At 43.9% G+C, this 24089-nt stretch carries 22 protein-coding genes (1 of these 22 cut by a window edge); 9 read left to right on the plus strand and 13 right to left on the minus strand.

Annotated features, from left to right (window positions below; genetic code table 11):
• Together C6P39_RS09410 and C6P39_RS09415 are read right to left on the minus strand one after the other, a co-directional pair.
• On the minus strand, positions 1-864 hold the full coding sequence (locus C6P39_RS09410) for an ABC transporter permease subunit (protein ID WP_104803594.1): 864 nt from the start codon (positions 862-864) through the stop codon (positions 1-3).
• The gene (locus C6P39_RS09415) at positions 848-1810 is read right to left on the minus strand and encodes an ABC transporter ATP-binding protein (protein ID WP_095174374.1); all 963 of its coding nucleotides are present in this window, start codon (positions 1808-1810) and stop codon (positions 848-850) included. The genes C6P39_RS09410 and C6P39_RS09415 overlap by 17 nt, the downstream gene beginning before the upstream one ends.
• 463 nt (positions 1811-2273) lie before the next feature.
• Here C6P39_RS09415 and C6P39_RS09420 point away from each other — a divergent pair, with 463 nt between their 5' ends.
• Together C6P39_RS09420 and C6P39_RS09425 are read left to right on the plus strand one after the other, a co-directional pair.
• A complete protein-coding gene (locus tag C6P39_RS09420) occupies positions 2274-2630 on the plus strand; it encodes an MGMT family protein (RefSeq protein ID WP_104803595.1) in 357 nt (118 codons plus the stop codon).
• Between the two features lie 211 nt (positions 2631-2841).
• Complete coding sequence (locus tag C6P39_RS09425; RefSeq protein WP_242987003.1) at positions 2842-3369, plus strand: GNAT family N-acetyltransferase; 528 nt, start codon at positions 2842-2844, stop codon at positions 3367-3369.
• 42 nt (positions 3370-3411) lie between these two features.
• On the opposite strand, the gene C6P39_RS09430 is transcribed toward C6P39_RS09425, so the two are convergent.
• From C6P39_RS09430 to rpmH, 11 genes are all read right to left on the minus strand, one after another.
• A complete protein-coding gene (locus tag C6P39_RS09430) occupies positions 3412-3708 on the minus strand; it encodes a hypothetical protein (protein ID WP_104803597.1) in 297 nt (98 codons plus the stop codon).
• Positions 3709-3766: 58 nt separating this feature from the next.
• Positions 3767-5521: a cobaltochelatase CobT-related protein gene (locus C6P39_RS09435; RefSeq protein WP_104803598.1), complete on the minus strand. Its 1755-nt coding sequence runs from the start codon at positions 5519-5521 to the stop codon at positions 3767-3769.
• 216 nt (positions 5522-5737) lie between these two features.
• Positions 5738-6625 carry an AAA family ATPase gene (locus C6P39_RS09440; RefSeq protein WP_095174369.1) on the minus strand — a complete coding sequence of 296 codons (888 nt, stop codon included), beginning with the start codon at positions 6623-6625 and terminating at the stop codon, positions 5738-5740.
• A 10-nt stretch (positions 6626-6635) separates the two neighbouring features.
• Complete coding sequence (rsmG, locus tag C6P39_RS09445; RefSeq protein WP_104803599.1) at positions 6636-7385, minus strand: 16S rRNA (guanine(527)-N(7))-methyltransferase RsmG; 750 nt, start codon at positions 7383-7385, stop codon at positions 6636-6638.
• Entirely contained in the window at positions 7382-9286 is a 1905-nt protein-coding gene (gene mnmG, locus C6P39_RS09450; RefSeq protein WP_104803600.1) for a tRNA uridine-5-carboxymethylaminomethyl(34) synthesis enzyme MnmG, read from the minus strand. The genes rsmG and mnmG overlap by 4 nt, the downstream gene beginning before the upstream one ends.
• Positions 9287-9448: 162 nt before the next feature.
• Positions 9449-10822, minus strand: coding sequence for a tRNA uridine-5-carboxymethylaminomethyl(34) synthesis GTPase MnmE (gene mnmE / locus C6P39_RS09455; RefSeq protein WP_104803601.1), 1374 nt, complete (start codon positions 10820-10822; stop codon positions 9449-9451).
• Positions 10823-10968: 146 nt separating this feature from the next.
• Positions 10969-11802: an RNA-binding cell elongation regulator Jag/EloR gene (gene jag, locus C6P39_RS09460; RefSeq protein ID WP_104803602.1), complete on the minus strand. Its 834-nt coding sequence runs from the start codon at positions 11800-11802 to the stop codon at positions 10969-10971.
• 18 nt (positions 11803-11820) lie between these two features.
• Entirely contained in the window at positions 11821-13092 is a 1272-nt protein-coding gene (locus C6P39_RS09465; RefSeq protein ID WP_104803603.1) for a YidC/Oxa1 family membrane protein insertase, read from the minus strand.
• 106 nt (positions 13093-13198) lie between these two features.
• Entirely contained in the window at positions 13199-13408 is a 210-nt protein-coding gene (gene yidD / locus C6P39_RS09470; protein ID WP_095174363.1) for a membrane protein insertion efficiency factor YidD, read from the minus strand.
• A complete protein-coding gene (gene rnpA / locus C6P39_RS09475; RefSeq protein ID WP_104803604.1) occupies positions 13389-13751 on the minus strand; it encodes a ribonuclease P protein component in 363 nt (120 codons plus the stop codon). The genes yidD and rnpA overlap by 20 nt, the downstream gene beginning before the upstream one ends.
• A gap of 51 nt (positions 13752-13802) precedes the next feature.
• Positions 13803-13937, minus strand: coding sequence for a 50S ribosomal protein L34 (gene rpmH, locus C6P39_RS09480; protein WP_065543892.1), 135 nt, complete (start codon positions 13935-13937; stop codon positions 13803-13805).
• A 734-nt stretch (positions 13938-14671) separates the two neighbouring features.
• Between rpmH and dnaA the strand changes: the two genes are divergently transcribed.
• The 7 genes from dnaA to C6P39_RS09515 all read left to right on the plus strand — a co-directional run.
• On the plus strand, positions 14672-16027 hold the full coding sequence (dnaA, locus tag C6P39_RS09485; RefSeq protein WP_065543891.1) for a chromosomal replication initiator protein DnaA: 1356 nt from the start codon (positions 14672-14674) through the stop codon (positions 16025-16027).
• A gap of 310 nt (positions 16028-16337) precedes the next feature.
• The gene (gene dnaN / locus C6P39_RS09490) at positions 16338-17450 is read left to right on the plus strand and encodes a DNA polymerase III subunit beta (RefSeq protein ID WP_095174360.1); all 1113 of its coding nucleotides are present in this window, start codon (positions 16338-16340) and stop codon (positions 17448-17450) included.
• Between the two features lie 32 nt (positions 17451-17482).
• Complete coding sequence (locus tag C6P39_RS09495; protein WP_065543889.1) at positions 17483-17692, plus strand: RNA-binding S4 domain-containing protein; 210 nt, start codon at positions 17483-17485, stop codon at positions 17690-17692.
• A 61-nt stretch (positions 17693-17753) separates the two neighbouring features.
• Positions 17754-18833: a DNA replication/repair protein RecF gene (gene recF / locus C6P39_RS09500; protein ID WP_095174359.1), complete on the plus strand. Its 1080-nt coding sequence runs from the start codon at positions 17754-17756 to the stop codon at positions 18831-18833.
• Positions 18834-18883: 50 nt separating this feature from the next.
• The gene (gene gyrB, locus C6P39_RS09505) at positions 18884-20812 is read left to right on the plus strand and encodes a DNA topoisomerase (ATP-hydrolyzing) subunit B (RefSeq protein WP_104803605.1); all 1929 of its coding nucleotides are present in this window, start codon (positions 18884-18886) and stop codon (positions 20810-20812) included.
• Between the two features lie 228 nt (positions 20813-21040).
• Complete coding sequence (gene gyrA / locus C6P39_RS09510; RefSeq protein WP_095174357.1) at positions 21041-23545, plus strand: DNA gyrase subunit A; 2505 nt, start codon at positions 21041-21043, stop codon at positions 23543-23545.
• Position 23546: 1 nt separating this feature from the next.
• Positions 23547-24089 carry the 5' portion of an LptM family lipoprotein gene (locus tag C6P39_RS09515; RefSeq protein WP_104803606.1) on the plus strand. It continues 45 nt past the right edge of the window, so 543 of the gene's 588 nt are visible here — the first part of the coding sequence; its start codon is at positions 23547-23549; the stop codon falls past the right edge of the window.

The following is a 24089-nucleotide window of genomic DNA, read 5'->3' on the forward strand; positions in this document are numbered from 1 at the left end:
TCAGCTCCAACGCCGTTTTTGTATGGATTGAATTGTCAGAAATACAAAAATGCATATTACGGAAAGCATATATACGATTCCTGTCACATCCAGTATACCGCCTACAAAGTTATCAAAATGATTTGCAATTGCCAACAAATCCAATAACTTTTGAATAGCGCCCTCAAAAAGTGATGATTTTACAAAATACAGGACCAGCGTGATCCCTACCAAAATAACACCTACTACTCCTGTGAGGATTGCATCCCTTGTCATCTGATATACAATAAATGCAATCACAAGCGCAATCACCACAAATGCCAGCATGGAGCTGACTGCAGTCTGAGAAAAGAAGGACTCAATACCATTCATTACATAGCTGCAGAAAAGAACACCAAAAGTCAAAACCGCTGCAATCACCTGGCTCTCTGTAACAGAGGACAGGAAAAGCCCTACTGCAATATTGGCACATCCAAGAAAGAAAAAACCGATAACAGCCGTATAGGCCATAGGGTAAGACACCGTACCGTATTTACCCATAATGAGAGGATAACAAGCGGCAATGATAACAGGGATAACATAGATCGTTATCATACCCAGATACTTCCCCAGAACGATTTTCCAAACCGCTACCGGTGAAGTAAACAAAAGCTGGTCTGTCTTATTTTTCTTTTCCTCCGCCAGTATTCTCATAGTCAAAACCGGTGTAATGATCAAAAATATAAAGGTAACAGAACTTAAAGTAGTTCCAAAATCAGGTGTTGCATAGTTTAAGTTATATGCAGTGAAATAAATTCCTAATATTAATAATATAAATGCCATGAACACATAACCAACCATGGACGTAAGATAACTCTTCACTTCTTTTTTATAGATTGCCAGCATCTTCTTTTTCCTCCCCGCTATCTGTCAGTTTTAAGAATACCTCTTCCAGTGTCATATTCGTTGACTGCATCTTTAAGATGGGATACTTTGCTTCTGCCAAAGCAAAGAAGATATTTTCCCTCACATCCCGGTCCCCTGCTATTTTGACAGTAAAGTCACAGGCATTTTCTACCATGGATTCATGATAAATAAGCTCCTCAATATTTTCTACAACATCCAGTGCCTTTCTGATTTCCTCCTCAGGTCCCTTTACCGTAAGTTCCAGAGAGTTTGCCCCCGTCATGACTTTACTTAGATTTTCCGGTGAATCACTGGCAACCAGTCTTCCATGATCAATGATCAGCACATAGTCACATACAGCGCTAACCTCTGATAGGATATGTGAACTGAGGATAACGGTATGTTTTTCACCTAAACTTTTGATGAGATCCCTGATCTCAATGATCTGCTTAGGGTCAAGACCCACGGTAGGTTCATCCAAAATTATAATTTCCGGATATCCCAAAAGCGCCTGGGCCAGTCCAACTCTCTGCTTGTACCCCTTGGACAGGTTTTTTATCAGCCTGTTTTTCATTTCGTCCAGCTTTGTAGTTGACATAACTTCAGATATGTTCTTTTCTATTTCTGCTTTCGGAATAGATTTCAGCTCCGCAACAAATTTCAGGTACTCCATAACAGTCATATCCTGATATAAAGGCGGCAGTTCAGGCAGATAACCAATACACTTTTTAGCCTTTTCCGGTTCCTCCAGAATATTGTGCCCGTCGATCAGGATCTCTCCCTCCGTGGACGCAATATAACCTGTTATCATGTTCATGGTAGTGGACTTTCCCGCTCCATTCGGCCCCAGAAACCCGTAAATCTTACCTTTCTCCACAGTAAAATCCAGATGGTCTACAGCCACATGATTTCCGTACTTCTTCACCAGATTCCTAACTTCGATCAAAATGTTCCCTCCTTTAATTTTGTGCTTCTATAATCTTATAATAACAATTCAGCACCTTCACAGTTACCTGCAAAATTCCATGAAGCGATCACTTTCCGCCATGGAATCATGCTTGCTGCGGGATATTTTTACTTTCTTACAGTCAGCAGAGCAAATGCACCGGCTTACTGAATCATTACTTATGACTTTCTAATTTTATTTACTAATTGTGATAAAAATTAGGTAAGACTGTGATTTTTCTGTGAAACATTACCAGACCTTTTTCATCCAAATACCAAAAACTCACACATTTATACAAAATACCATAATACTTCTCCCTCTCCGACAATTCCCCTACAACCTCCCACACGCTTCTCATTTCCCCGGATTTTCCGCATCAGGATGCCATCCCCCTCATTGACATTTTCCCCAAATTATCGTATGCTCAAAAAAAACCAATGCAATCCCCAAGGAAAGGCACACCATGGACTTTTACAAACGAGTAGAATATGTATGTAAACAAATCCCCCGGGGCAGAGCTGCCACCTACGGACAGATTGCCCTATTATGCGGCATGCCCTCCCATTCCCGTCAGGTAGGTTATGCTCTCAACAAAAAACTCACATCCCCGGACATACCTGCCCACCGCATAGTCAACCACAAAGGTTACCTCTCAGGTTCAGCCTCCTTCACGTACCCAGACACCCAGGAATCCCTCTTAGAAAAAGAAGGCATCCCTGTAACCCCGGAGCACACCATTGACCTAAAAAAATACGCCTGGCACCACACCCTGGATGACGCCATACGCTTCCGTTCCTACTTCACCACCCACAACATATAGCCCTGCGCCAATAAAGCCCATAAAATCTTCTACAAAACCGGACATTACAAATAACTGAAAACATATAGACATCTTAATCAACGCAATCTATTTTACAAACCATAAACACAACTCGAATAAAATAGAAAACAAGCAATAAATATAACACGGTTTTTCAAGGAACATCACATGAAACATGAGAAAAATTTATATTTTATATTGAGGAAAAATATTGTTTAAAGATTTGGAAACGCAAAGATTAATCTTAAAGAGTATTTCAAGAAATGATAGGGATTTTATTTTTAGCCATTTTTCAGACAATGTTGTCACACAGTATCTATATGATAATGAACCATTGATGGATATCAATGGGGCAGATGAAATTATAAAATTTTATATACAACCCGAGCCACGATTACAACATAGGTGGATTATGGTAAAAAAAGATGATGGAACAAAAATAGGCACCTGTGGATTTCACTGTTGGGACATAGAAAAATCCACGGTAGAAGTTGGATATGATTTAAAAGAAGCATTTTGGGGAAATGGCTATATGCACGAGGCATTGAAAGAAATAATAGCATATGCTTTTAAAAGTATGAATATCAACAGAATAGATGCGGTTATCTTTGTGAAAAATCCGAAATCCATTTCTGTTGTAGAACAATTAGGTTTCTCATTTAACGGTAAAACAAAGAATGAAGTTTTTAGAGGCTCGGAATATCTACATCATATCTATTCCATTTACTCCACAAAATAAGCATAATCCGTATGTTGAGAAAGCAGATCCAGCCCATCCCTGTCAACCATAAAATGATTGGGTTACACCCCCATTGACAAGTTCGTCCATCCCCGCTATGTGGCAATCCATCTCCCCATACCCGCCTCCATCCACCCGCAGCACCACACGACCTCCCACAGCCACAGCCCCCAGGGGCTGAAGGAAGGCCGGCGGAGCCGGGAGGAGAGGGCTGTCGGTAAGTGATGTACAGAGGAGCGCCAGGGAGATCCACCTGCCCCAGACACTTAATGAAGAGGCCACTGCCGATGAATTTAGTGACTGGGAGCAGGTTAGCTCCCTGGCAGCGGAACGCTTCACTCACCGACAGCCCTCTCCTCCCGGTTCCGTACGGTCTTCCTTCAGACCCGCTACCCTTTTACACATCCAGCAGCTGCCTTTTCAGATACCTCCCCACCACATTAGCAAAATTACTAATATCCCGTATATAAGCAAAATCCTTCCCAAATATCTTCTTCTCCGCCTGCAGATCCTCTTCCTCCCCCGCAAAGACTCCAAGCACTGCAACCCTCTTATTCCTCAGTTTCCGGACCTCCGTAGCGGTATCCCTCACGGCAAACTCCGTGCAATAAGCCTCTTTCTTCCTATCCCGCAGACTTCCCGCGATCACATCATTGGGACGTCCGTCACTGAGCACGATCAATATCTTATTCTCTTCCTTACGTTTTTCCAGACTATCTGCTGCTGCCCGCACAGCCAGCCCGTCCCGGTTATTGGCAGACCCGTAAAACTCAAAGATCCTCTCATTTGCAGCCCTGTCATCCTCATAATCCCTGAACCGCTGCATGATGGTAAAATCCCCAAATGTACAAAACCCCATAACCCTCTGGGGAATCCTGACTATACTCAGTGCCTCACTGATAATATACCCCTGGAGCGCCACAAGAGCCTGTCTGCCCTGCTGGGAGCCGCTGGCATCAATCAATACTTCCACCACAAAATCCGTGTTATCCCGTATGATTTCCCGCTCAAACAGCCTTCTGTTGTCTGTGCGCCCCAGATTCCAAAGCTTTCGCGCACAAATATTTCCATACTCACTGGACACCACTTCCTTTTCATTTCTGGTCAGAAGCGCCCGTTTTAGTGTATTTGCCAACATTTGTACATTCTGTCTGGTCACCATTTGGTTTAGATTCAGCACTTTGAGGTTTTCATCCCTGACCTTTTTTACATACTCCGCCTTCGCGCTCTCCTGCAGATTCCCGTGCAGAAGACCGTCTGTGAAATGCAGCCGGCTGTCCTCATGATTTCCTCTGCATATCTGGCTGTTCTGATGCTTCTGTTCCTGTGCGGTAAGATAACTCTTACCATAATTACGTTCCACATACTCTTCCATCCGGGAGGAGGATTCCTCATCCAGCACGATCACATTTGTCTTGTGCCGGCTCACCAAATCTTCCTCCTCCATCAGTTCATCCGTAAAAAGATTTACCTTATGCTCATCCTGACTCTCCTCAGATTCCTCCTCCAGATATTCTTTATCCGTATACTCTTTATTCTCTTCGCCGGAATCCATAAGCTCCTGGCTAAGCCCTTTAAACTTTTTCGTAAATCCCTTTGCGTATGCCCTTTCATATACCGCGCTGAGGCAGTCCGTGATCTGTGAAGTACGCTCCGCATCTTCCAGCGTACCTATAAGGCGGATCAATCCCTGATTCCTCTCATCCGCCTCTGTCCCATCCAGCATAAACCGCAGATAACAAGCCTCCACATGGCCCCAATCCGTATGTGTAAGCCTCATGCCGTCCTTTTCCAGCGTATCCCTCATGGCTCTTCTCCGTATGGAGGCCACACCGCGCCGCTCTTTTTCCAGCTTCTTATAAACAGCACAGTCTATGCACAGCCTTCCCAGCGCCAGGAGTACAGAAGGCTCCCATCCCGCATACACTCTTTTTGTTATGTAAGCCTCATACTCCTCCACATTGAAATACCGGGCAAATCCACCCTCCCGGACAGCATCATAAAAGGCAATGTATTTTGATTTTTGCCAGGCCTCCTGGTCCACCTCAATGTCCAGTTCATAGTCCTGGCTGACCGTCCACATCAGGTTCCTGATCCTGTTCCGGATATCCAGACGGTTTGCCTCTGCTTCCCATCTCTCTTCATTTTCCATAAAGTACATCTCCTTTGATGAAGCAGCCGAAACGCTTCGGCCAGGCTAAAATGTTACTATTCACAGCCCTGCAAAAAACGCAGTTCTGTAAACAGTAACACGCTTCGTGATGCACAGATATGGAGCATTCTGCCCCATATCGCGCTGGCTGCCTCGGGATTTTCATGCGCAAGCGCATAAAAACACCTCGCGGGATAGCAGCCGTGAATAGTAACGCTAAAATACATCGCTGCGGGTCCACTCCTCAGGTATGCGGGTCATGACAATATCAGCGATCAGTTCTCTCTCAAATGCGTCAAAACATTTATCCGTGATTCCCATATCAATGGCATCAACCGGGTTAAGGCCGCCCTTTATCAGCTTCAGTGCCCCAATCAACCCCCGCATATCCACCGCTTTTGTTGAAATCTCTCCATTTTTCGCCTTGAGCTGCAGATCCAGGAAAAGCCCGGTAAACTGTTCAAGTGCAGCGTCCTTTAGATCAGGAAATGCGCTTCTCAATATTCCCATGAGCCTGTCCTCCGTCATAGAGGGCATATTGATCACCATAAACCTGGAAACCAAGGCCTCGTTCAGTTCCTTTGTCCCTGCATACCCATAATTCATGGTGGCTATAAAACGTGTGGCGGGGTCAAGGTCAATCTTGTCATATCCCGGCACGTCGATCACCCTCCTGTAATCCAGCGTTGCGTGAAGGACTGACACCGCATCATTTTTTGCCATATTGATTTCATCCAGTATCCCAAAACCACCATACCTGGCACACTGATAAATAGGACCTTTTCTCAGCTTTACCTCATTGCCCACAAAGGTATCCGTACCGATCAAAGTGCTGCTGTCCGTATTCACATGAAAGGAAACATTATAGAGCGGCCTACCGAAGATCCATGCCAGGTTCTCGGCCAGTACATTTTTTCCTGTGGCCTTGTCACCGCAGAGAAGCACATTTTCCCCCTCCAAAATGGCGGTCACGGCCTTCTCCAGGATCTCCTCCCCAAAGAAAGGCATGGAAGGCTCTGTGATCCTGTTTTTCACCTTGTCCGCAACAGGATATTCTTTCTTAAACAGTTCTACTCTCTTTTTCAGGCTTTCTTTTAATTCCATTCTGCTCACCTCACAAAATAGGCTCCTTCGCCGGGGTACCCGCTTTCCGCGGATATCTTTTCGGTGTAGGCTTTGTCTTCTGAATCACCACAAGGGAACGCTCCATATCCGTACCCGGGAGGAGAAATTCTTCTGTCTTCTCCACCTTTCCCCCAAGCACGGAAACCGCCTTTTTCCCTTCCAAAAGTTCCTCTTGCACCTTGCCTGACTTATAAGCCACAAAGAAGCCGCCCTGCTTCACATAAGGCATACAATACTCACTGATGGTACATAACCTGGCAACTGCCCTGGTCACACTCAGATCATACTGCTCCCTGTGCTCCTGCCTTCTTGCTCCATCCTCCGCACGTCCATGAACCGTGTGTATGCCTTCAAGTCCCAGTTCACCTATGACAGCATCCAGGAATTTAAGACGTTTGTTCAGGGAATCCAGGAGTGTTACCTGAAGATGGGGAAACATGATCTTGAGGGGAATCCCGGGAAATCCCGCCCCTGTTCCCACATCTATGCAGGATCTTATATTCTCCATATCCAGCGCTTTTACAATGGAAAGACTGTCCACAAAATGTTTGTTCAAAACCTCCCCAAATTCCGTGATTCCTGTCAGGTTCATGACTTTATTCCATTCCACCAGCATCTCATAATAGCGCACAAACTGCTGCTTCTGCCCTTCTGTAAGCGTAAGGCCAAATTCCTGTAAGCCGTCCTCCAAAATATCCAGACAATACGTCTCCTGTACCTGATTTGTCACTTCACTCATACATCCGCCTCCTTATGCACTCCGCCTCTCCTGTAAGATTCCATATATACAAGAAGTACCGATATATCTGCAGGGGATACGCCGGCGATCCTGGATGCCTGCCCAACCGAAACCGGACGGTATTCCTTTAACTTCTGTTTTGCCTCGATCCTCAGCCCGTTTACCCCGTCATAATCCAAATCCTCAGGAAGACGTTTTGTCTCCAGTTTTTTAAACTGCTCCACCTGCTTTAACTGCCTGCGGATATATCCGTCGTACTTAATGTTGATATTTACCTGCTCCGCCACATCCTGGGGAAGCTGCGGCCTTTTTTTATCCAGAGGAGCAAGGATCCCGTAGGAAAGCTCCGGACGGCGGATCAGCTCTGCCAGAGAAGAACCATTTTTCAACAGCGTACTGCCGTAAGATTCCAGAAGCTCCTGCACTTCTTTGGATGCACCCACAAAGGTATTTTCCACACGTGCAGCTTCCTCCTCTATCTTCTGTTTCTTCCAGAGTACGTATTCATACTCCTTTTCGCTCACCAATCCCACCTTATATCCTTTTTCCCTGAGTCGCAGGTCTGCATTATCCTGCCTTAAAAGCAGCCTGTACTCGGCACGGCTTGTCATCATCCTGTACGGCTCATGGTTTTCCTTTGTCACCAGATCATCAATGAGAACCCCTATATAGGATTCAGAGCGGTCCAGGATCAGCATATCCCGGCCCAGCACTTCCATAGCAGCATTGATCCCGGCCACAAGCCCCTGGGCTGCTGCCTCCTCATAGCCGGAACTGCCGTTGAACTGCCCGCCTGAGAAAAGCCCTTTTATCTCCTTGAACTCCAGGGTTGGATAAAGCTGCCTTGCGTTGATACAGTCGTACTCAATGGCATAGGCATTTCTCACAATCTTCGCCTGTTCCAGTCCCGGTACCGAGCGATACATCTCATGCTGTACATCCTCGGGCAGGGAACTGGACATTCCGCCCACGTACATCTCATTGGTATAAAGTCCTTCCGGTTCCAGAAATACCTGGTGCCTGTTCTTGTCCGCAAACTTTACCACCTTATCCTCAATAGAAGGACAATACCTGGGTCCTGTGCCCTCGATCATACCGGAATACAGAGGCGAACGGTCCAGGTTGTTTTTAATGATCTCATGTGTCTTTTCATTGGTGTAAGTAAGCCAGCAGGACGCCTGTTCGATCTGCACATCCTCCGGATCTGTGGAGAAAGAAAAGGGAACCACTCTCTCATCCCCGAACTGCTCCTCCATTTTTGAAAAATCAATACTTCTCTTATCTATTCTGGCAGGTGTCCCTGTCTTAAACCGATACATCTCAACTCCCAGCTTTTTCAGGGAATCTGTCAGGTAATTGGCAGCCTGAAGACCGTTTGGCCCTGTATAGCTGCTCACATCACCGTAAATGCATCTGGCTTTCAGATAAGTTCCCGTACAGAGCACCACTGCCTTTGTCAGATAAGTGGCACCTGAATAAGTTTTTACGCCTTTGATCTTATGTTCATCAGCAAGGATTTCCGTTACCTCAGCCTGCTTTACGGTCAGATGTTCCGTATTTTCCAATACCCTTCGCATACGCCTGGTGTACTCCTGCTTATCCGCCTGGGCACGCAGGGAGTGGACAGCCGGTCCCTTGGATACATTTAGCATCTTTGACTGGATAAAGGTTTTGTCAATATTTTTTCCCATCTCACCGCCAAGGGCATCAATCTCTCTCACCAGATGGCCTTTGGAACTTCCGCCTATGTTTGGGTTGCAGGGCATCAGCGCAATGCTGTCCACACTCACGGTAAACATAATGGTATCCAGACCAAGCCTTGCACAGGCCAGTGCCGCCTCACAGCCGGCATGACCGGCGCCAACTATGGCTACATCATAATTCTCAACCAGATTATTCATTTTAATGGCTTCCTTTCCCGTAACTATTCAGAATGTAGTACATTTACTGAACCGAACAGTTACTCTTTCTCAAGATCTATTCACATGAACCTTTTGCATTTAACCCGTTATCCACATTTTCTTCTGATTTCCTCTGTTTTTGTGGATAACACCACCAGATTTCTATTTCCCTGTGCAGAACTTTGAAAATATTTCATTCACAAGGTCTTCTCCAACAGACTCCCCTATAATACTGCCCAGACTCTCATAAGCATTCATAAGGTCAATAGAAAAGAAATCCTCAGGCATCTGCATAGCAATACTGTTTTCCACCAGTGCAAGACTTTTCTCTGCGTCCTCCAAAGCCGTCTTGTGACGGATATTTGTGATATACACCTCATCGTTAAAGGATAGCTCCCCCTCAAAGAACATATCTTTGATCTGCTGCTCAAGCACATCAATCCCCTGTTCCTCCTTGGCGGAGACCGGTATCACCGGATGGTTCATCCTCATTCTAAGACTTTCCTCTGAGACTACGGTCTCTAAGTCCGTCTTATTCAGAAGGATCACAGCCTTTTTATCCTCCAGCATAGAAATGATCTCCTCGTCATTCTCATCCAGAGGTATAGAAGAATCCACCACGTAAAGGATCAGATCCGCATCTTTTGCATACTCTTTTGCTCTCCCCACACCAATCTGCTCCACCCGGTCTTCTGTATCCCTGATCCCGGCAGTATCTATCATGCGGAGGGAAATACCGTGCAGTACAATGGTCTCCTCCAGAATATCTCTGGTGGTTCCCGCAATATCCGTCACAATGGCCCTCTCTTCTCCCACCAGAAGGTTCATAAGGGAAGATTTCCCCGCATTGGGCTTGCCCACAATAACGGTCTTGATCCCTTCCTTCATCATCTTTCCTTCTCCGGCAGTTTCCAGCAGCCTTTCGATTTTGGATTTCTGTACCGCCACTTCTTTTTTCAAAGTTTCCCCATACCCGTCTATACTGATATGCTCCGGGTCATCAAGCGCAGACTCTATATAAGCGATCTGATAAATGATACGCTCTCTGATTTCTCTGATCACCTTCTGTACAGACCCCTTCAACTGGTTCAGGGAACTTTTCAGCGCATACTCATTTTTGGCATTAATGACATCAATTACCGCCTCCGCCTGGGACAGGTCAATTCTTCCGTTTAAGAATGCCCTCTTAGTATATTCCCCCGGTTCTGCTGGACGGGCACCGTATTTGATCACAGTCTCCAACACCCTCTTCATAGCCAGAACGCCGCCATGACAGTCTATTTCTACTGTATCCTCGCCTGTATAACTTTTGGGACCGTCCATGAGCATGACCAGCACCTCGTCAATCTCATCCTCCCCATCATAGATAAATCCGTAATGGATGGTGTGGGACGGCTCCTTCTCAATCTGTTTTCTGCCCGCTTTGGAGCGGTAAACCTTCTGTACGATCTTACGGCTTTCGGGACCGCTCATGCGGATGATCCCGATTCCCGACGCGGTCATAGCGGTGGCAATTGCTGCTATGGTATCAGCCATTTTTCTCAACTCCTCTGATTCTAACTCAACTTTAACACAGGTAACGTAAACTTATAGTCAAAAAAATATTCCAGGCAAAAGCGCAGAGAAAAAAATTCTCCATTATTCACGCTTTCACCCAGAATAATCATAATTCATTATATATACTATTTTTTCAGCTTTACAACCACATGGCGGTAAGGTTCATTTCCCTCACTGTAAGTCTCCACGTAACGGTTGCCCTGCAATGCAGAATGGATGATCCTTCTCTCATAGGGATTCATAGGCTCCAGAGATACAGGTTTTCTGGTCTTTCTGACTTTGTAGGCAATACTCTTTGCCAGATTTTCCAGAGTCTCTTTTCTCCTGTTTCTGTAATCCTCAGTATCCAGCTTCACGCGGATATATCCCTGTCTTCCCTTGTTCACAACAAGGCTTGTGAGATACTGCAGAGAATCCAGTGTCTGTCCTCTCTTGCCGATAAGAATGCCCATATCTTCACCTAAAAATTCAATTTCCAGGTTGCCTTCCGCACCCTTATACTCCATCTTGATCTCAACTTCAAGCTCCATGGCCTTGAACACGCCACTTAAGAACTTCTCCGCATCTGCTTTTACGGCTGCGATCTCTTCTTCTGTTCTCTCAACGACCTTCCGCTCTTCGTGCTGCGGTTTTACATCCTCTTTGGGAGCCTCGGTTCTTCTTACTTCCTTTTTCGGTTCCCTCTTAGGCTCTCTTTTCGGCTCGTTCTTAAACTCTTTTCTTACTTCTTTTCTCTCTTCTTTTACCGGAACAGCCTCTTCAATTACTGGTTCTTCTGGTAAGGATACTTCTTTTCTGCGTACATTAATTCTGGCCGGCTTGGCTCCGAACCCCAAAAATCCTGAACTGCCTTCAAATAAAACCTGAATCTCCAGATTTTCACTGGAAGTCTCAAAATCCAGACAAGCTTTTGTAATCGCTTCGTCTACAGTTTTTGCAGAAAATTCTTTGAATTCCATACTTCTTCCCCCTTACCGCTACTTCTTCTTAGATTTGTTTTTCTGATCAAATTGAGCAACCATATTTGCCTTTGAAGCCAGGCTTCCCGGTTTTGCATTCTGTGAATTCTTGTAGTATTCCGTAGATTTCTGCACTGCGGCATTTCTGTCTTCAGCAGAGATTTTCTTTGGTTCCTCGATGTTTTTTACATTCATCTTTGCCTGCTGTGTGATCTTCTGCGGAGGAAGTCCTGCTTTTGCACGCTTTTTAGCCATCTTCTCCTGGTTCTTCTTGATAAAGTCATCCATATTCATATTGTCCAGATGTTTGTTGATGACAAGCTGCTGAACACAACGGATCACAGAACCGGCAATCCAGTAGATACCAATACCTACAGGGAATGAGAAACAGATAAAAGCGGAAAACAGAGGCATGAAGGTGTTCATTCCCTTCATTGTGGCATTCATCTGGCTGTTTGTATCATCTGTTGCTGCTGTTGGCATTAATTTTAAGTTCAGCATCTGAGTCAGCCAGGATAACAATGGGATCATGACTGCCGCAGCAATCAGAAGATATGTGCCTTCACTCCAACCTGTCTTAATCAGAGAAAGCGGTGTATCCGCAATATTCAACCCAAGGAAATTCTGCATGGGATGAATCTTATTGGCCGTATCGCTTAAAGTCTGTGCAAATCCGCTAAACTTGTCCACTTCTCCAAGGTCTGTCCACTGCGAGGGGGACAAACTGTATAAAAAGTCGATGACATGGTTATTACTAACCCCTTTGCCGTCAGTAGGCCAGCTGTAACTTCTGATACCATGCTCTTTAATAAAATCACTGATGATTCCTACATATCCGTCAACATTTGTTATTTTTACAACTGCTGCATCGAACATGTTCTTAATTCCTCCGATGTAACCCGGCAGATTGATAATAACCTGGTACAGCGCGAAGAATATAGGCATCTGGATGACCATCTGCAGACAACTTCCTGTGGGAGATACGCCGTATTTCTCATATACGGCCATGGTCTCTTCCTGCATTTTCGCCTGTGAGGCCTGATCTTTTTTTGCTTTATATTTCTTACTGATCTTCTGTAATTCCGGGGACATGACGGCATTCATCTTAGAGAACTTCTGCTGCTTGATCTGCAGCGGCGTCATGAACATATAAATGATAATCGTAAATAAAATAATACAGAGGCCAAGGTTTGTGACCCCGATACTGTAAATGCCGTTCATCAGCCAGCCCATTACCTCAGCCACCCATTTTACAATCGGCATTGTACTCTTTGTTAGCAACGCAACCAAAATATTTTCCTCCTTATAGCCGGTTTGTCACCTTCATCTCTCAAGCATACCGCCTTTATAACAAAACGGCGGTGCATAATTATCTCCTAACAAGATAAAACAATACTTATGGTACCGGATCGTATCCGCCTTTTGAAAATGGATTACATCTTAAAATTCTCCAGCAAGCCAATAAACTACCTTTTACTGCACCATATTTCTCAATTGCTTCTAATCCATACTGAGAACACGTGGGTATATAGGGACAACGGGTTCTCTTTAACGGGGATAAATATTTCTGATAAAGCCGAATCATCTTAATCAATATTGTTTTCATTCTCTTCACTTCTTATGGTTTTTGTTAACTTACCTAAATGCAAAAGCGCACTCTCCATGGAATGGAATCCCTGATCCTTTCCATTTACCCTGACTACTACAACAATATCATATCCGCACTTAAATTTTTCTTCATTCAATCGGTAGCCTTCTCTGAGAAGTCTGGTCAAGTGATGTCTTACGACGCTGTTTCCTACCTTTTTACTTACGGATATACCAATTCTGTTCTTGTCCAACTGGTTTTTTAACACATACATAACTAAGTAGCGATTTGCAAATGATGTTCCCTTTTTATAAACCAGTTGAAAATCTCTGTTTTTCTTTAACGATTCCGAATATTTCATAAACCATCCTTTAATGAAAAGAAGAGAAGAAAAGACCACATATCTGCGGTCTTAAGCTGATAATCTTTTTCTTCCTTTTAATCTTCTTGCAGCTAAAACTTTTCTTCCGGCCTTAGTGCTCATTCTTGCTCTGAATCCATGAACTTTGGATCTGCTTCTCTTTTTTGGCTGAAATGTCATTTTCATATTCCAGGCACCTCCTTTAAACCAAATATCTATCTATTATTCAGATAGTATTCCTATGATTATGCATGATAGAAAACATCATTTCAATTATATTCGGAAACCCCTGATTCGTCAAGATATATTTTATTTTTTTCTTTAAATATATTTATCACGAAAATAGGCTGAAATCCGTGTATTCACCTGTTTTCCACAATCTGGTTTTTTGTTCTGTGGAAAGACTTCCCGGGACGCTGGCCCTAAAATGATTATCCCCACAGTTATTCACACAAATCTAGTTTACGTAATGTTATCCACAAATTGTGGATAACTTGTGGATAACTTTTCCGTTTTCCCCACACTTTTTTGCCCTTTTCGACAAAAAAACCTTAATTTATCACGGTTTTCGCCATGTGGAAGATGTAAATGGAGTTATACACATTTCTCACATCTTCCTTTTTCCACAATGTTTTTAACTTTGTAATCCTCATTTTCCACACAGTATTATCCACATTATTAACATAACCTTGTGGATTTCTGTTTAGAATTATTTTTTCATTGCTAAAAATTCTATTTTATTATAATATATAGATAATAATACGTTTTTTTGCAATAGAAAGTCCGCAGGCGCGTACTTTCTATTGTTGTGTGCTTTGAAACAAGGGAAAAAAGAACGTCTTTTTCAACATGATCATCAATTCCTTTCCATATTCCACAAATTTGGAAAGGAAATGCGAAAACAAACGGGAGAATTCAAAATGCATTTAATACAGGAAAAATGGACAGACATATTAAATATGATAAAAACGGAGCATCAGTTATCTGATGTCTCTTTTAATACCTGGCTGAAATCCCTGACAGTCCACAAAGTGGAAGGGGATACCGTTACCATCATAGTCCCCACAGGCCAGATTGGCATTAATTATATTGCCAACAAATATCTTCTTCCATTAAAAGTGGCAATTGCCGAAACTGCGGGAGAAGACTATGAAATTGCTTTGATCTTACCGGATGACGTGCCGCCAGAAACGGCGGATACCCCCGTATCATCCGCTGCCGTGAATGAAAGTATTGAAAAAGCCAACTTAAACCCTAAGTATACCTTTGACACATTTGTAGTCGGAAGCAATAACAAACTGGCACACGCAGCTTCCGTTGCAGTAGCGGAATCTCCCGGCGAGGTGTATAATCCTCTCTTTATATATGGAGGAGTTGGTCTGGGGAAAACCCATCTTATGCATTCCATCGCACATTTTGTGCTTCAGAAAAGACCGCAGTCCAAGGTACTGTATGTGACCAGTGAATATTTTACCAATGAACTGATTGAATCAATCCGTAACGGCAATAATACAACTATGTCCAAGTTTCGTGAGAAATACCGGAATATAGATGTACTTTTGATCGACGATATACAGTTTATTATAGGAAAGGAATCCACCCAGGAAGAATTTTTCCACACCTTCAATGCTCTCCACGGAGCGAAAAAACAGATTATTATATCCTCGGATAAGCCTCCCAAAGATATGGAAATCCTGGAGGACCGGCTCCGTTCCCGATTTGAATGGGGATTGATCGTGGACATCTCCTCACCTGATTTTGAAACCCGAATGGCGATCCTTAGAAAAAAAGAGGAACTGGACGGCTATCAGATTGATGATCAGGTCATTGAATATATTGCGCAGAACGTAAAGTCAAATATCCGTGAGCTGGAGGGTTCCCTGAATAAGATCATGGCATATGCAAATCTGGAGAACCGGGAGATCAACCTGGCTCTGGCGGAAAAAGTATTGAAAGATATCATATCGCCAAACCAGAAAAGGACCATAACACCGGAACTCATTATTAATATAGTAGCAGAACACTTTGATCTCACTCCCTCTGACCTGACCGGAAACAAGAGGAGTTCCAAAATTGCATATCCTAGACAGATTGTCATGTACCTGTGCCGCCAGATGACAGAGACCACCCTGAAAATCATCGGTGACAGCCTGGGCGGACGAGACCATACGACCATCATGAGCGGCATTAATAAAATAGAGCGGGAAGTTGAGGAGAACGACGACACAAGAGAGATCATTGATATATTGAAGAAAAAGATCAATCCTGCTAAGTGATCCTCAAGCTATACACACACATTTTCCTGCAGTATCTGATTATCCACAACCTTAGGTGAATATAAAGTGACTTACATGTGGATAAGTGTTGATAACGTGAACCCCGTTTTTTACCGGTGATTCTATCAACAGCTTATTCACTTTAACTTCAGCTTTAACCCACAAAGTTATCCATACTATGAAAGCCGCAAATTATGCGGGTTTCGAGGGTTATTCACAAATTCACATCCCCTAAGGCTACGACTGCGGATTCCTTAACATTATTTTATAGATAAAGCCACTTTTGCACAGAAAGGAAGTTATACACATCATGAAATTAATTTGTCCTAAATCAGAATTATTAAAAAGTGTAAATATTGTCATGAAAGCCGTACCGGGTAAAACAACAATGCCCATTCTGGAATGTATTCTTATTGATGCATCAGCCAATGAAATCAAATTTACATCCAACGACATGGAACTGGGAATCGAAACTATTGTTGACGGTACTATAGAAGAAAAAGGTATTATCGCTCTGGATGCCAAGATCTTTTCTGAAATCGTAAGAAAGCTTCCGGATAATGATGTTACCATAACAACAGATGAGAAATTAAACACTCTGATCACCTGCGAAAAAGCAAAATTCAATATTCCGGGAAAATCAGGTGAAGACTTTTCTTATCTTCCGTTCATTGAAAAAAATGACTGTGTACGGATTTCACAGTTTACTTTAAAAGAAATTATCCGTCAGACTATCTTTTCCATAGCAGCAAACGAGAACAATAAGCTGATGACAGGTGAACTTTTTCAGATTGAAAACAATATGCTGCGTGTGGTTTCCCTTGACGGACACCGTATTTCTATCAGAAAAATTGCTCTGAAAGAAGAGTGCGCAGACAAGAAGGTGGTTGTTCCCGGTAAGACACTGAATGAGATCAGTAAGATTTTATCAGGTGAAATGGAAGATATGGTAGAAATCTATCTTGCGGAAAACCATATCTTGTTTGAATTTGATAATACCAAGGTAGTATCCCGTCTCATCGAAGGCGATTACTTTAAGATTGACCAGATGTTGTCCAGTGACTACGAAACAAAAGTCAAGATCAATAAACGTGAATTTTTAGACTGTATTGACAGAGCAACCCTTCTTGTAAAAGAGGGAGATAAAAAACCCATTATCATTCATATTGAGGATGGATCCATGGAACTGCGCATTGATTCTCAGATCGGTTCCATGAAAGAGGACATTGATATTGAAAAAGAGGGAAAAGATATTCTCATTGGTTTCAATCCGAAATTTTTGATTGATGCACTGAAGGTAATTGATGATGAGGAAGTCTGTATTTACCTGATGAATCCCAAAGCGCCCTGCTTTATCCGGGATGAGGAAGAACAGTATATCTATCTGATCCTTCCTGTTAATTTTAATGCTGTCAGCAGATAAAAACGGGTTTGAAAGCCGTTAGGAGAGAAAAAATGGAAATCATAAAATTAAAAGATGAGTTTATTAAGTTGGGCCAAGCCCTGAAAGCCGCAAATCTTGTGGAGGACGGGGTGGAAGCCAAATATGTGATACAGGACGGTCTTGTAAAAGTCAATGGTGAGACCGATACCAGACGAGGACGCAAACTTTACGATGGGGATCTGGTGGCTTACGACGGTCAGGAGATTAAAATAGTAAAGTAAATTTACTATTACAGTTTCTGTCACGTGAAGTTTTCAGCGAATCCCAACAACAGGTGTTTACATGTATATTGAGTCTATAGAACTGAAGAATTACAGGAATTACAATCTTTTATCCCTGCAGTTTGACAAGGGGACAAATATTCTCTACGGGGATAATGCCCAGGGAAAGACAAACATTTTGGAGGCTGTATATCTGTGCGGCACCACAAAATCACACAGAGGCAGTAAGGACAGGGAGATGATCCGGTTTGATCAGGATGAATCCCATATCAGGATGTTTGTAAATAAGGACGGCATATCCCACAAGATTGATATGCATCTGAAAAAAAATAAAGCCAAGGGCATAGCCATTGACGGTATTCCCATCCGAAGGGCCAGTGAGCTGTTCGGAATTGTCAACATTGTATTTTTCTCGCCGGAGGATCTGAATATCATTAAAAACGGTCCCGGTGAGAGGAGAAGATTTATTGATTCCGAGTTATGTCAACTTAATAAAGTGTATTTATCTGATCTATCCAGTTACAACCATGTCCTGAACCAGAGGAACAAGCTGTTAAAGGATATTGGATCCAGCAGCGGCCTGGCTGCCACTCTGGATGTGTGGGATGAACAATTGGTACGTTACGGAAGATCCATCATTGAAAGCCGTCATGAATTTATCCGTGATATAAATGATATTATCGGAGAGATACATAGCAGCATAACAGGCGGAAAAGAAAAGATCGAATTGGTTTACGAACCGAATGTCAGGAGCGAGGAGTTCTATGAACAGTTGGGAAGGAACCGGGAAAAGGATTTCAAATTCAGGAATACATCATCCGGCCCCCACAGGGATGATTTATGTGTTAGAATAAATGAGATTGATATTCGTAAGTTTGGTTCACAGGGACAGCAGCGCACAGCCGCCCTATCCCTGAAGTTATCGGAAATCTATCTGGTGGAGAAAAAGATAAAGGATGTTCCAATCCTTCTTCTGGATGATGTTTTGTCGGAACTGGATGCCAACAGGCAGAATTATCTGCTGGACAGTATCCGGGATGTGCAGACTATGATAACTTGTACAGGTTTGGATGATTTTGTTAACAAAAGATTTGAAATCAATAAATTGTTTAAAGTGGTGGAGGGGACAGTTGCCCCCTGAGACGACCAGCGGAAAACCGGTGAGCATTGCCGGTAAACAGGAGGAAATGCATGAGCACAGAATTTAAAACAGAGTATGGAGCAGATCAGATTCAGATACTTGAGGGACTGGAGGCTGTTAGGAAAAGGCCCGGTATGTATATCGGCAGCACCTCCGCCAGAGGTCTGCACCACCTGGTATATGAGATTGTAGATAATGCGGTGGATGAGGCCCTGGCCGGCTACTGCGACACCATAGAAGTATTTATAAACGAAGACAATTCCATTACTGTTACGGACAATGGCCGCGGTATTCCCGTGGGGATCAACCACAAAGCCGGAATACCGGCTGTGGAAGTTGTTTTTACGATCCTGCATGCCGGGGGTAAGTTCGGCGGCGGGGGATATAAGGTCTCCGGCGGTCTTCACGGTGTTGGTGCATCTGTTGTAAATGCCCTTTCCACATGGCTGGAGGTAACCATTTATCACGAGGGAAAAGTATACCGTCAGCGCTATGAGAGGGGAAAAACCATTTATAAGCTGAAAGTGATTGGGGACTGTGACCCGGATAAGACGGGAACCATGGTCACCTTCCTTCCTGATTCCGAAATCTTTGAGGAGACGGTATTTGATTTCAGTACCCTCAAACACAGATTCCGTGAAATGGCGTTTTTGACAAAGGGCCTGAAGATCGTTGCCGTGGATAAGCGGGATGAGGAGCCAAAGGAAGTCATTTTCCACTATGAAGGCGGTATTAAGGAGTTTGTGCAGTATCTGAACAGAAGTAACTCATCACTTTATGAAGATATTCTATACTTTGATGGAACAAAAGACGGTGTGGTTGTGGAAGTAGCCATGCAGCACAATGATTCCTATACAGAAAATACCTATGGTTTTGTAAATAATATCACGACGCCGGAGGGCGGTACGCATATTGTGGGATTTAGAAATGCCCTTACCAAAACCTTTAACGAATATGCCAGAAAAAATAAGATCTTAAAAGAAAGTGAGTCAAATCTTTCCGGTGAAGATATCCGTGAAGGTCTGACTGCTATTATCAGTGTTAAGATTGAGGACCCCCAGTTTGAGGGACAGACAAAACAGAAACTTGGAAACAGTGAGGCCAGGGGTGCTGTTGACAATGTTGTGAGCAGCCAGCTTGAGATCTATCTGGAGCAGAACCCTTCTGTTGCCAAAACGATCATAGAAAAATCCGTACTTTCCCAGCGTGCCAGGGATGCAGCCAGAAAGGCCAGAGAACTGACAAGGAGAAAGTCTGCGCTGGAAGGAATGTCACTTCCGGGAAAACTGGCAGACTGTATGGACAAAGACCCCTCAAAATGTGAGATCTACATCGTAGAGGGAGATTCCGCCGGCGGCTCCGCGAAGACCGCAAGAAGCCGTGCAACACAGGCGATCCTTCCGCTGAGAGGTAAGATCCTCAATGTGGAGAAGGCAAGACTTGACAAAATATACGCGAATGCCGAGATCAAAGCCATGATCACAGCTTTTGGAACCGGAATTCACGAGGATTTTGATATCAGCAAGCTCCGCTATGACAAAATCATCATCATGACCGATGCCGATGTGGACGGTGCCCATATCGCAACTCTTTTGCTGACGTTTTTGTACCGGTTCATGCCTGAGCTGATCAAACAGGGCCATGTATACCTGGCGAAGCCGCCGCTGTTTAAGATCGAGAAGAACAAGAAGGTTTTTTATGCCTATTCTGAGAAGGAACAGGATGAGATTCTGGGTGAGATCGGACGTGACGGCAACAACAGGATCCAGCGTTACAAAGGTCTGGGAGAGATGGATGCGGAACAGCTTTGGGAGACGACTATGGACCCGGAACGCAGGATCCTTTTGAGAGTCACCATGGACGAGGAGGCATCATCTGAAATTGATCTGACATTCACCACCCTTATGGGAGATAAGGTGGAACCAAGACGTGAATTCATAGAAGAAAACGCAAAGTATGTTAAAAATCTCGATGTTTAAACAGTAACGCAGCAGATTGGTTACTATTCACGGCTGCTATCCCGCTAGGTGTTTTTATGCGCTTGCGCATGAAAATCCCGAGGCAGCCAGCGCGATATGGGACAGAATGCTCCATATCTGTGCATCGCGAAGCGTGTTACTGTTTACAGAACTGCGTTTTTTGCAGGATGTGAATAGTAACGCAGATTGAGTTAACGGACGACGGAAGCGGAGTTAAGGAGAAGCTAAATGGAAGATAATATTTTTGATAAAGTCCAGGAAGTGGACTTACAGAAAAAAATGGAGGAGTCCTACATTGAGTATGCCATGAGTGTTATTGCATCCAGGGCACTGCCCGATGTCAGGGACGGTATGAAGCCGGTACAGAGGAGAATTTTGTACTCCATGATAGAATTGAACAACGGTCCGGACAAACCCCACAGGAAATGTGCCCGTATCGTGGGTGATACCATGGGTAAATACCATCCCCACGGTGACAGCTCGATCTACGGAGCTTTAGTCAACATGGCACAGGACTGGTCAACCAGATATCCTCTGGTGGATGGTCATGGAAACTTTGGTTCTGTGGATGGTGACGGAGCCGCTGCCATGCGATATACAGAGGCGCGTCTGAGCAAGATCTCCATGGAAATGCTGGCGGATATTAATAAAAATACAGTTGATTTTGCTCCAAACTTTGATGAGACAGAGAAAGAACCTCTTGTTCTGCCGTCCAGATATCCCAACCTTCTGGTAAACGGTACATCAGGTATCGCAGTAGGTATGGCAACCAATATACCACCCCATAACCTGAGGGAGGTTATCTCTGCTGTAGTAAGGATCATAGACAACATCATTGAGGAGGACAGGGAAACCGAGCTGGAGGAGATCCTGTCTATTATAAAAGGACCTGATTTCCCAACCGGAGCCATGATCCTCGGCACAAGAGGGGTTGAGGAGGCTTACCGCACAGGACGCGGAAAGGTCAAAGTGCGGGCAATTACAGATATAGAGACACTTCCCAACGGCAAGAGCCAGATCATTGTCACAGAGCTGCCTTATATGGTCAATAAAGCCCGTCTGATAGAGAAGATGGCAGAACTTGTAAGGGACAAGAAAATAGACGGAATTACAGCGATCAATGACCATTCCAACAGGGAAGGTATGCGTATCTGTATTGAGCTGAGAAGGGATGCCAATGCCAATGTTATCCTGAACCAGCTCTACAAGCATACTCAGCTTCAGGACACATTCGGTGTTATCATGCTGGCCCTGGTGAATAATGAGCCTAAGGTTATGAACCTTCTGGATATGCTCAGGTATTATCTGCGCCATCAGGAAGAGGTTGTGACCAGAAGGACACAGTATGACCTGAACAAAGCGCAGGAACGTGCACATATCTTGGAGGGTCTGTTAAAAGCCCTGGAACATATTGATGAGGTGATCCGTATCATCCGTGCCTCTAAGACCACACAGGAGGCAAAGGATTCCCTTATGGAGGCATTTGGCTTCTCTGATGCCCAGGCGCAGGCTATTGTAGATATGAGGCTGCGTGCGCTGACCGGTTTGGAGAGAGACCGCCTTCAGGGTGAGTATAATGAACTGATGAAAAAAATCAGGGAGTTAAAGGCTATCCTTGCGGACAGAAACCTTCTGCTGCGTGTTATCCGTGAGGAAATCCTGGGGATATCCGAGAAATACGGAGATGACAGAAGAACCTCTATTGGGTATGATGAGTTTGATATTTCCATGGAAGATCTGATCCCAAAGGAGAATACAGTGATCGCCATGACAAAATTAGGCTACATCAAGCGTATGACCGTTGATAATTTCCGCAGCCAGAATAGAGGCGGCAAGGGGATCAAGGGTATGAGTACCATTGACGATGACTACATTGAAGAACTTTTGATGACAACCACCCATCATTTCCTTATGTTCTTTACAAATATGGGACGGGTTTACCGTATGAAGGCCTATGAGATCCCGGAGGCCAGCAGAACAGCAAGGGGAACTGCCATCATCAATCTGCTTTCCCTGCAGCCCGATGAAAAAATTTCTGCGGTGATCCCTATCAATGAGTTCAAACCGGGAAATTATCTGTTTATGGCAACGAAAAACGGCCTTGTGAAGAAAACGCCTATTGAAGATTACAGCAATGTGCGTAAGACAGGCCTTGCAGCTATTGCCCTGAGAGAGGACGATGAGCTGATTGAAGTGAAATTTACTGATAATAAGAAAGATATCATCCTTATTACAAAATTCGGCCAGTGTATCCGTTTCCACGAGACAGATGTAAGGAGTACCGGGCGTGTGTCCATGGGTGTACGCGGTATTAATCTTCTTGAGGAGGATGAGGTCATTGGTATGCAGCTCAACTGCCAGGGAGATTATCTGCTGATCGTATCTGAACATGGTATGGGAAAGAGAACCTCTGTAGGAGAATTTACCTGTCAGAACAGAGGCGGTAAAGGTGTAAAATGCTATAAGATCACCGAGAAGACAGGAAATGTGATCGGAGTAAAAGCAGTTAATGAGGAAAATGATATCCTTCTGATTACCACAGAGGGAATTGTCATTCGTCTGGAATGCAGCACAATTTCTATTCTGGGAAGAATAACATCCGGAGTGAAGCTTATGGACCTGAACGAGGGAGTGACGGTGGCCAGCATTGCTAAGGTAAGAGAAAAAGAAGAAAGTGAAGTTGTGGAATCCGCAGAGGCAGATTCCCAGACAGAAGAGAACCAAGGAGAGTAAAATGCGTAGATTAAAAGGGCTTCTATGTTGCGCTCTGGTGATAATGCTTATATTTTCTTTGAGCGGATGCGGCGTTAAGGTAAGCACAAAATCACCGGAGAGTGTTACAAAATCTATTGTAAATGCATATCAGAAAGGGGATACCGAGGCAGCAAAGAAATGCCTCGGCCAGGACCCTGACAAAAAATGTGCAGATGAGATCACGCAGGAAATAAAATATAATATGAAACAGTTTAAGGCCTATGGTGCATCAGAGGTAAACTTCACCAAGTGTGAATCCCTGGGGAATTTTAATGGCTATGACCTGGTTTATGCTATTTACAATCTGGTGAAGAAGGATAAAGATGACAAAAAGTCGGAAGCTCTGGAGATCCCTTCTATGTCCATGTATTTTGTGAAGGAAAAAGATAAAAAATATCATGTGGTGCCTGCAAAAGATGTTACAGATGAAATGAGCAAGATATCCAGTGAAGAGTTTGCAAAGTTCATGAAGACAGAAGAGTATAAGACCTACGAGAAAGATTACAAGAAGTTTATAAGGAAA

Source organism: Blautia marasmi, assembly GCF_900258535.1.
Classification (GTDB): domain Bacteria; phylum Bacillota; class Clostridia; order Lachnospirales; family Lachnospiraceae; genus Blautia; species Blautia hominis.

Bases quoted from the DNA above. Each gene is read 5' to 3' on its own strand.
- C6P39_RS09410 (WP_104803594.1), bottom strand. From the start codon at position 864: ATGCTGGCAATCTATAAAAAAGAAGTGAAGAGTTATCTTACGTCCATG.
- C6P39_RS09420 (WP_104803595.1), top strand. From the start codon at position 2,274: ATGGACTTTTACAAACGAGTAGAATATGTATGTAAACAAATCCCCCGG.
- C6P39_RS09435 (WP_104803598.1), bottom strand. From the start codon at position 5,521: ATGGAAAATGAAGAGAGATGGGAAGCAGAGGCAAACCGTCTGGATATC.
- C6P39_RS09440 (WP_095174369.1), bottom strand. From the start codon at position 6,625: ATGGAATTAAAAGAAAGCCTGAAAAAGAGAGTAGAACTGTTTAAGAAA.
- rsmG (WP_104803599.1), bottom strand. From the start codon at position 7,385: ATGAGTGAAGTGACAAATCAGGTACAGGAGACGTATTGTCTGGATATT.
- mnmG (WP_104803600.1), bottom strand. From the start codon at position 9,286: ATGAATAATCTGGTTGAGAATTATGATGTAGCCATAGTTGGCGCCGGT.
- mnmE (WP_104803601.1), bottom strand. From the start codon at position 10,822: ATGGCTGATACCATAGCAGCAATTGCCACCGCTATGACCGCGTCGGGA.
- jag (WP_104803602.1), bottom strand. From the start codon at position 11,802: ATGGAATTCAAAGAATTTTCTGCAAAAACTGTAGACGAAGCGATTACA.
- yidD (WP_095174363.1), bottom strand. From the start codon at position 13,408: ATGAAAACAATATTGATTAAGATGATTCGGCTTTATCAGAAATATTTA.
- rnpA (WP_104803604.1), bottom strand. From the start codon at position 13,751: ATGAAATATTCGGAATCGTTAAAGAAAAACAGAGATTTTCAACTGGTT.
- rpmH (WP_065543892.1), bottom strand. From the start codon at position 13,937: ATGAAAATGACATTTCAGCCAAAAAAGAGAAGCAGATCCAAAGTTCAT.
- dnaA (WP_065543891.1), top strand. From the start codon at position 14,672: ATGCATTTAATACAGGAAAAATGGACAGACATATTAAATATGATAAAA.
- dnaN (WP_095174360.1), top strand. From the start codon at position 16,338: ATGAAATTAATTTGTCCTAAATCAGAATTATTAAAAAGTGTAAATATT.
- C6P39_RS09495 (WP_065543889.1), top strand. From the start codon at position 17,483: ATGGAAATCATAAAATTAAAAGATGAGTTTATTAAGTTGGGCCAAGCC.
- recF (WP_095174359.1), top strand. From the start codon at position 17,754: ATGTATATTGAGTCTATAGAACTGAAGAATTACAGGAATTACAATCTT.
- gyrB (WP_104803605.1), top strand. From the start codon at position 18,884: ATGAGCACAGAATTTAAAACAGAGTATGGAGCAGATCAGATTCAGATA.
- gyrA (WP_095174357.1), top strand. From the start codon at position 21,041: ATGGAAGATAATATTTTTGATAAAGTCCAGGAAGTGGACTTACAGAAA.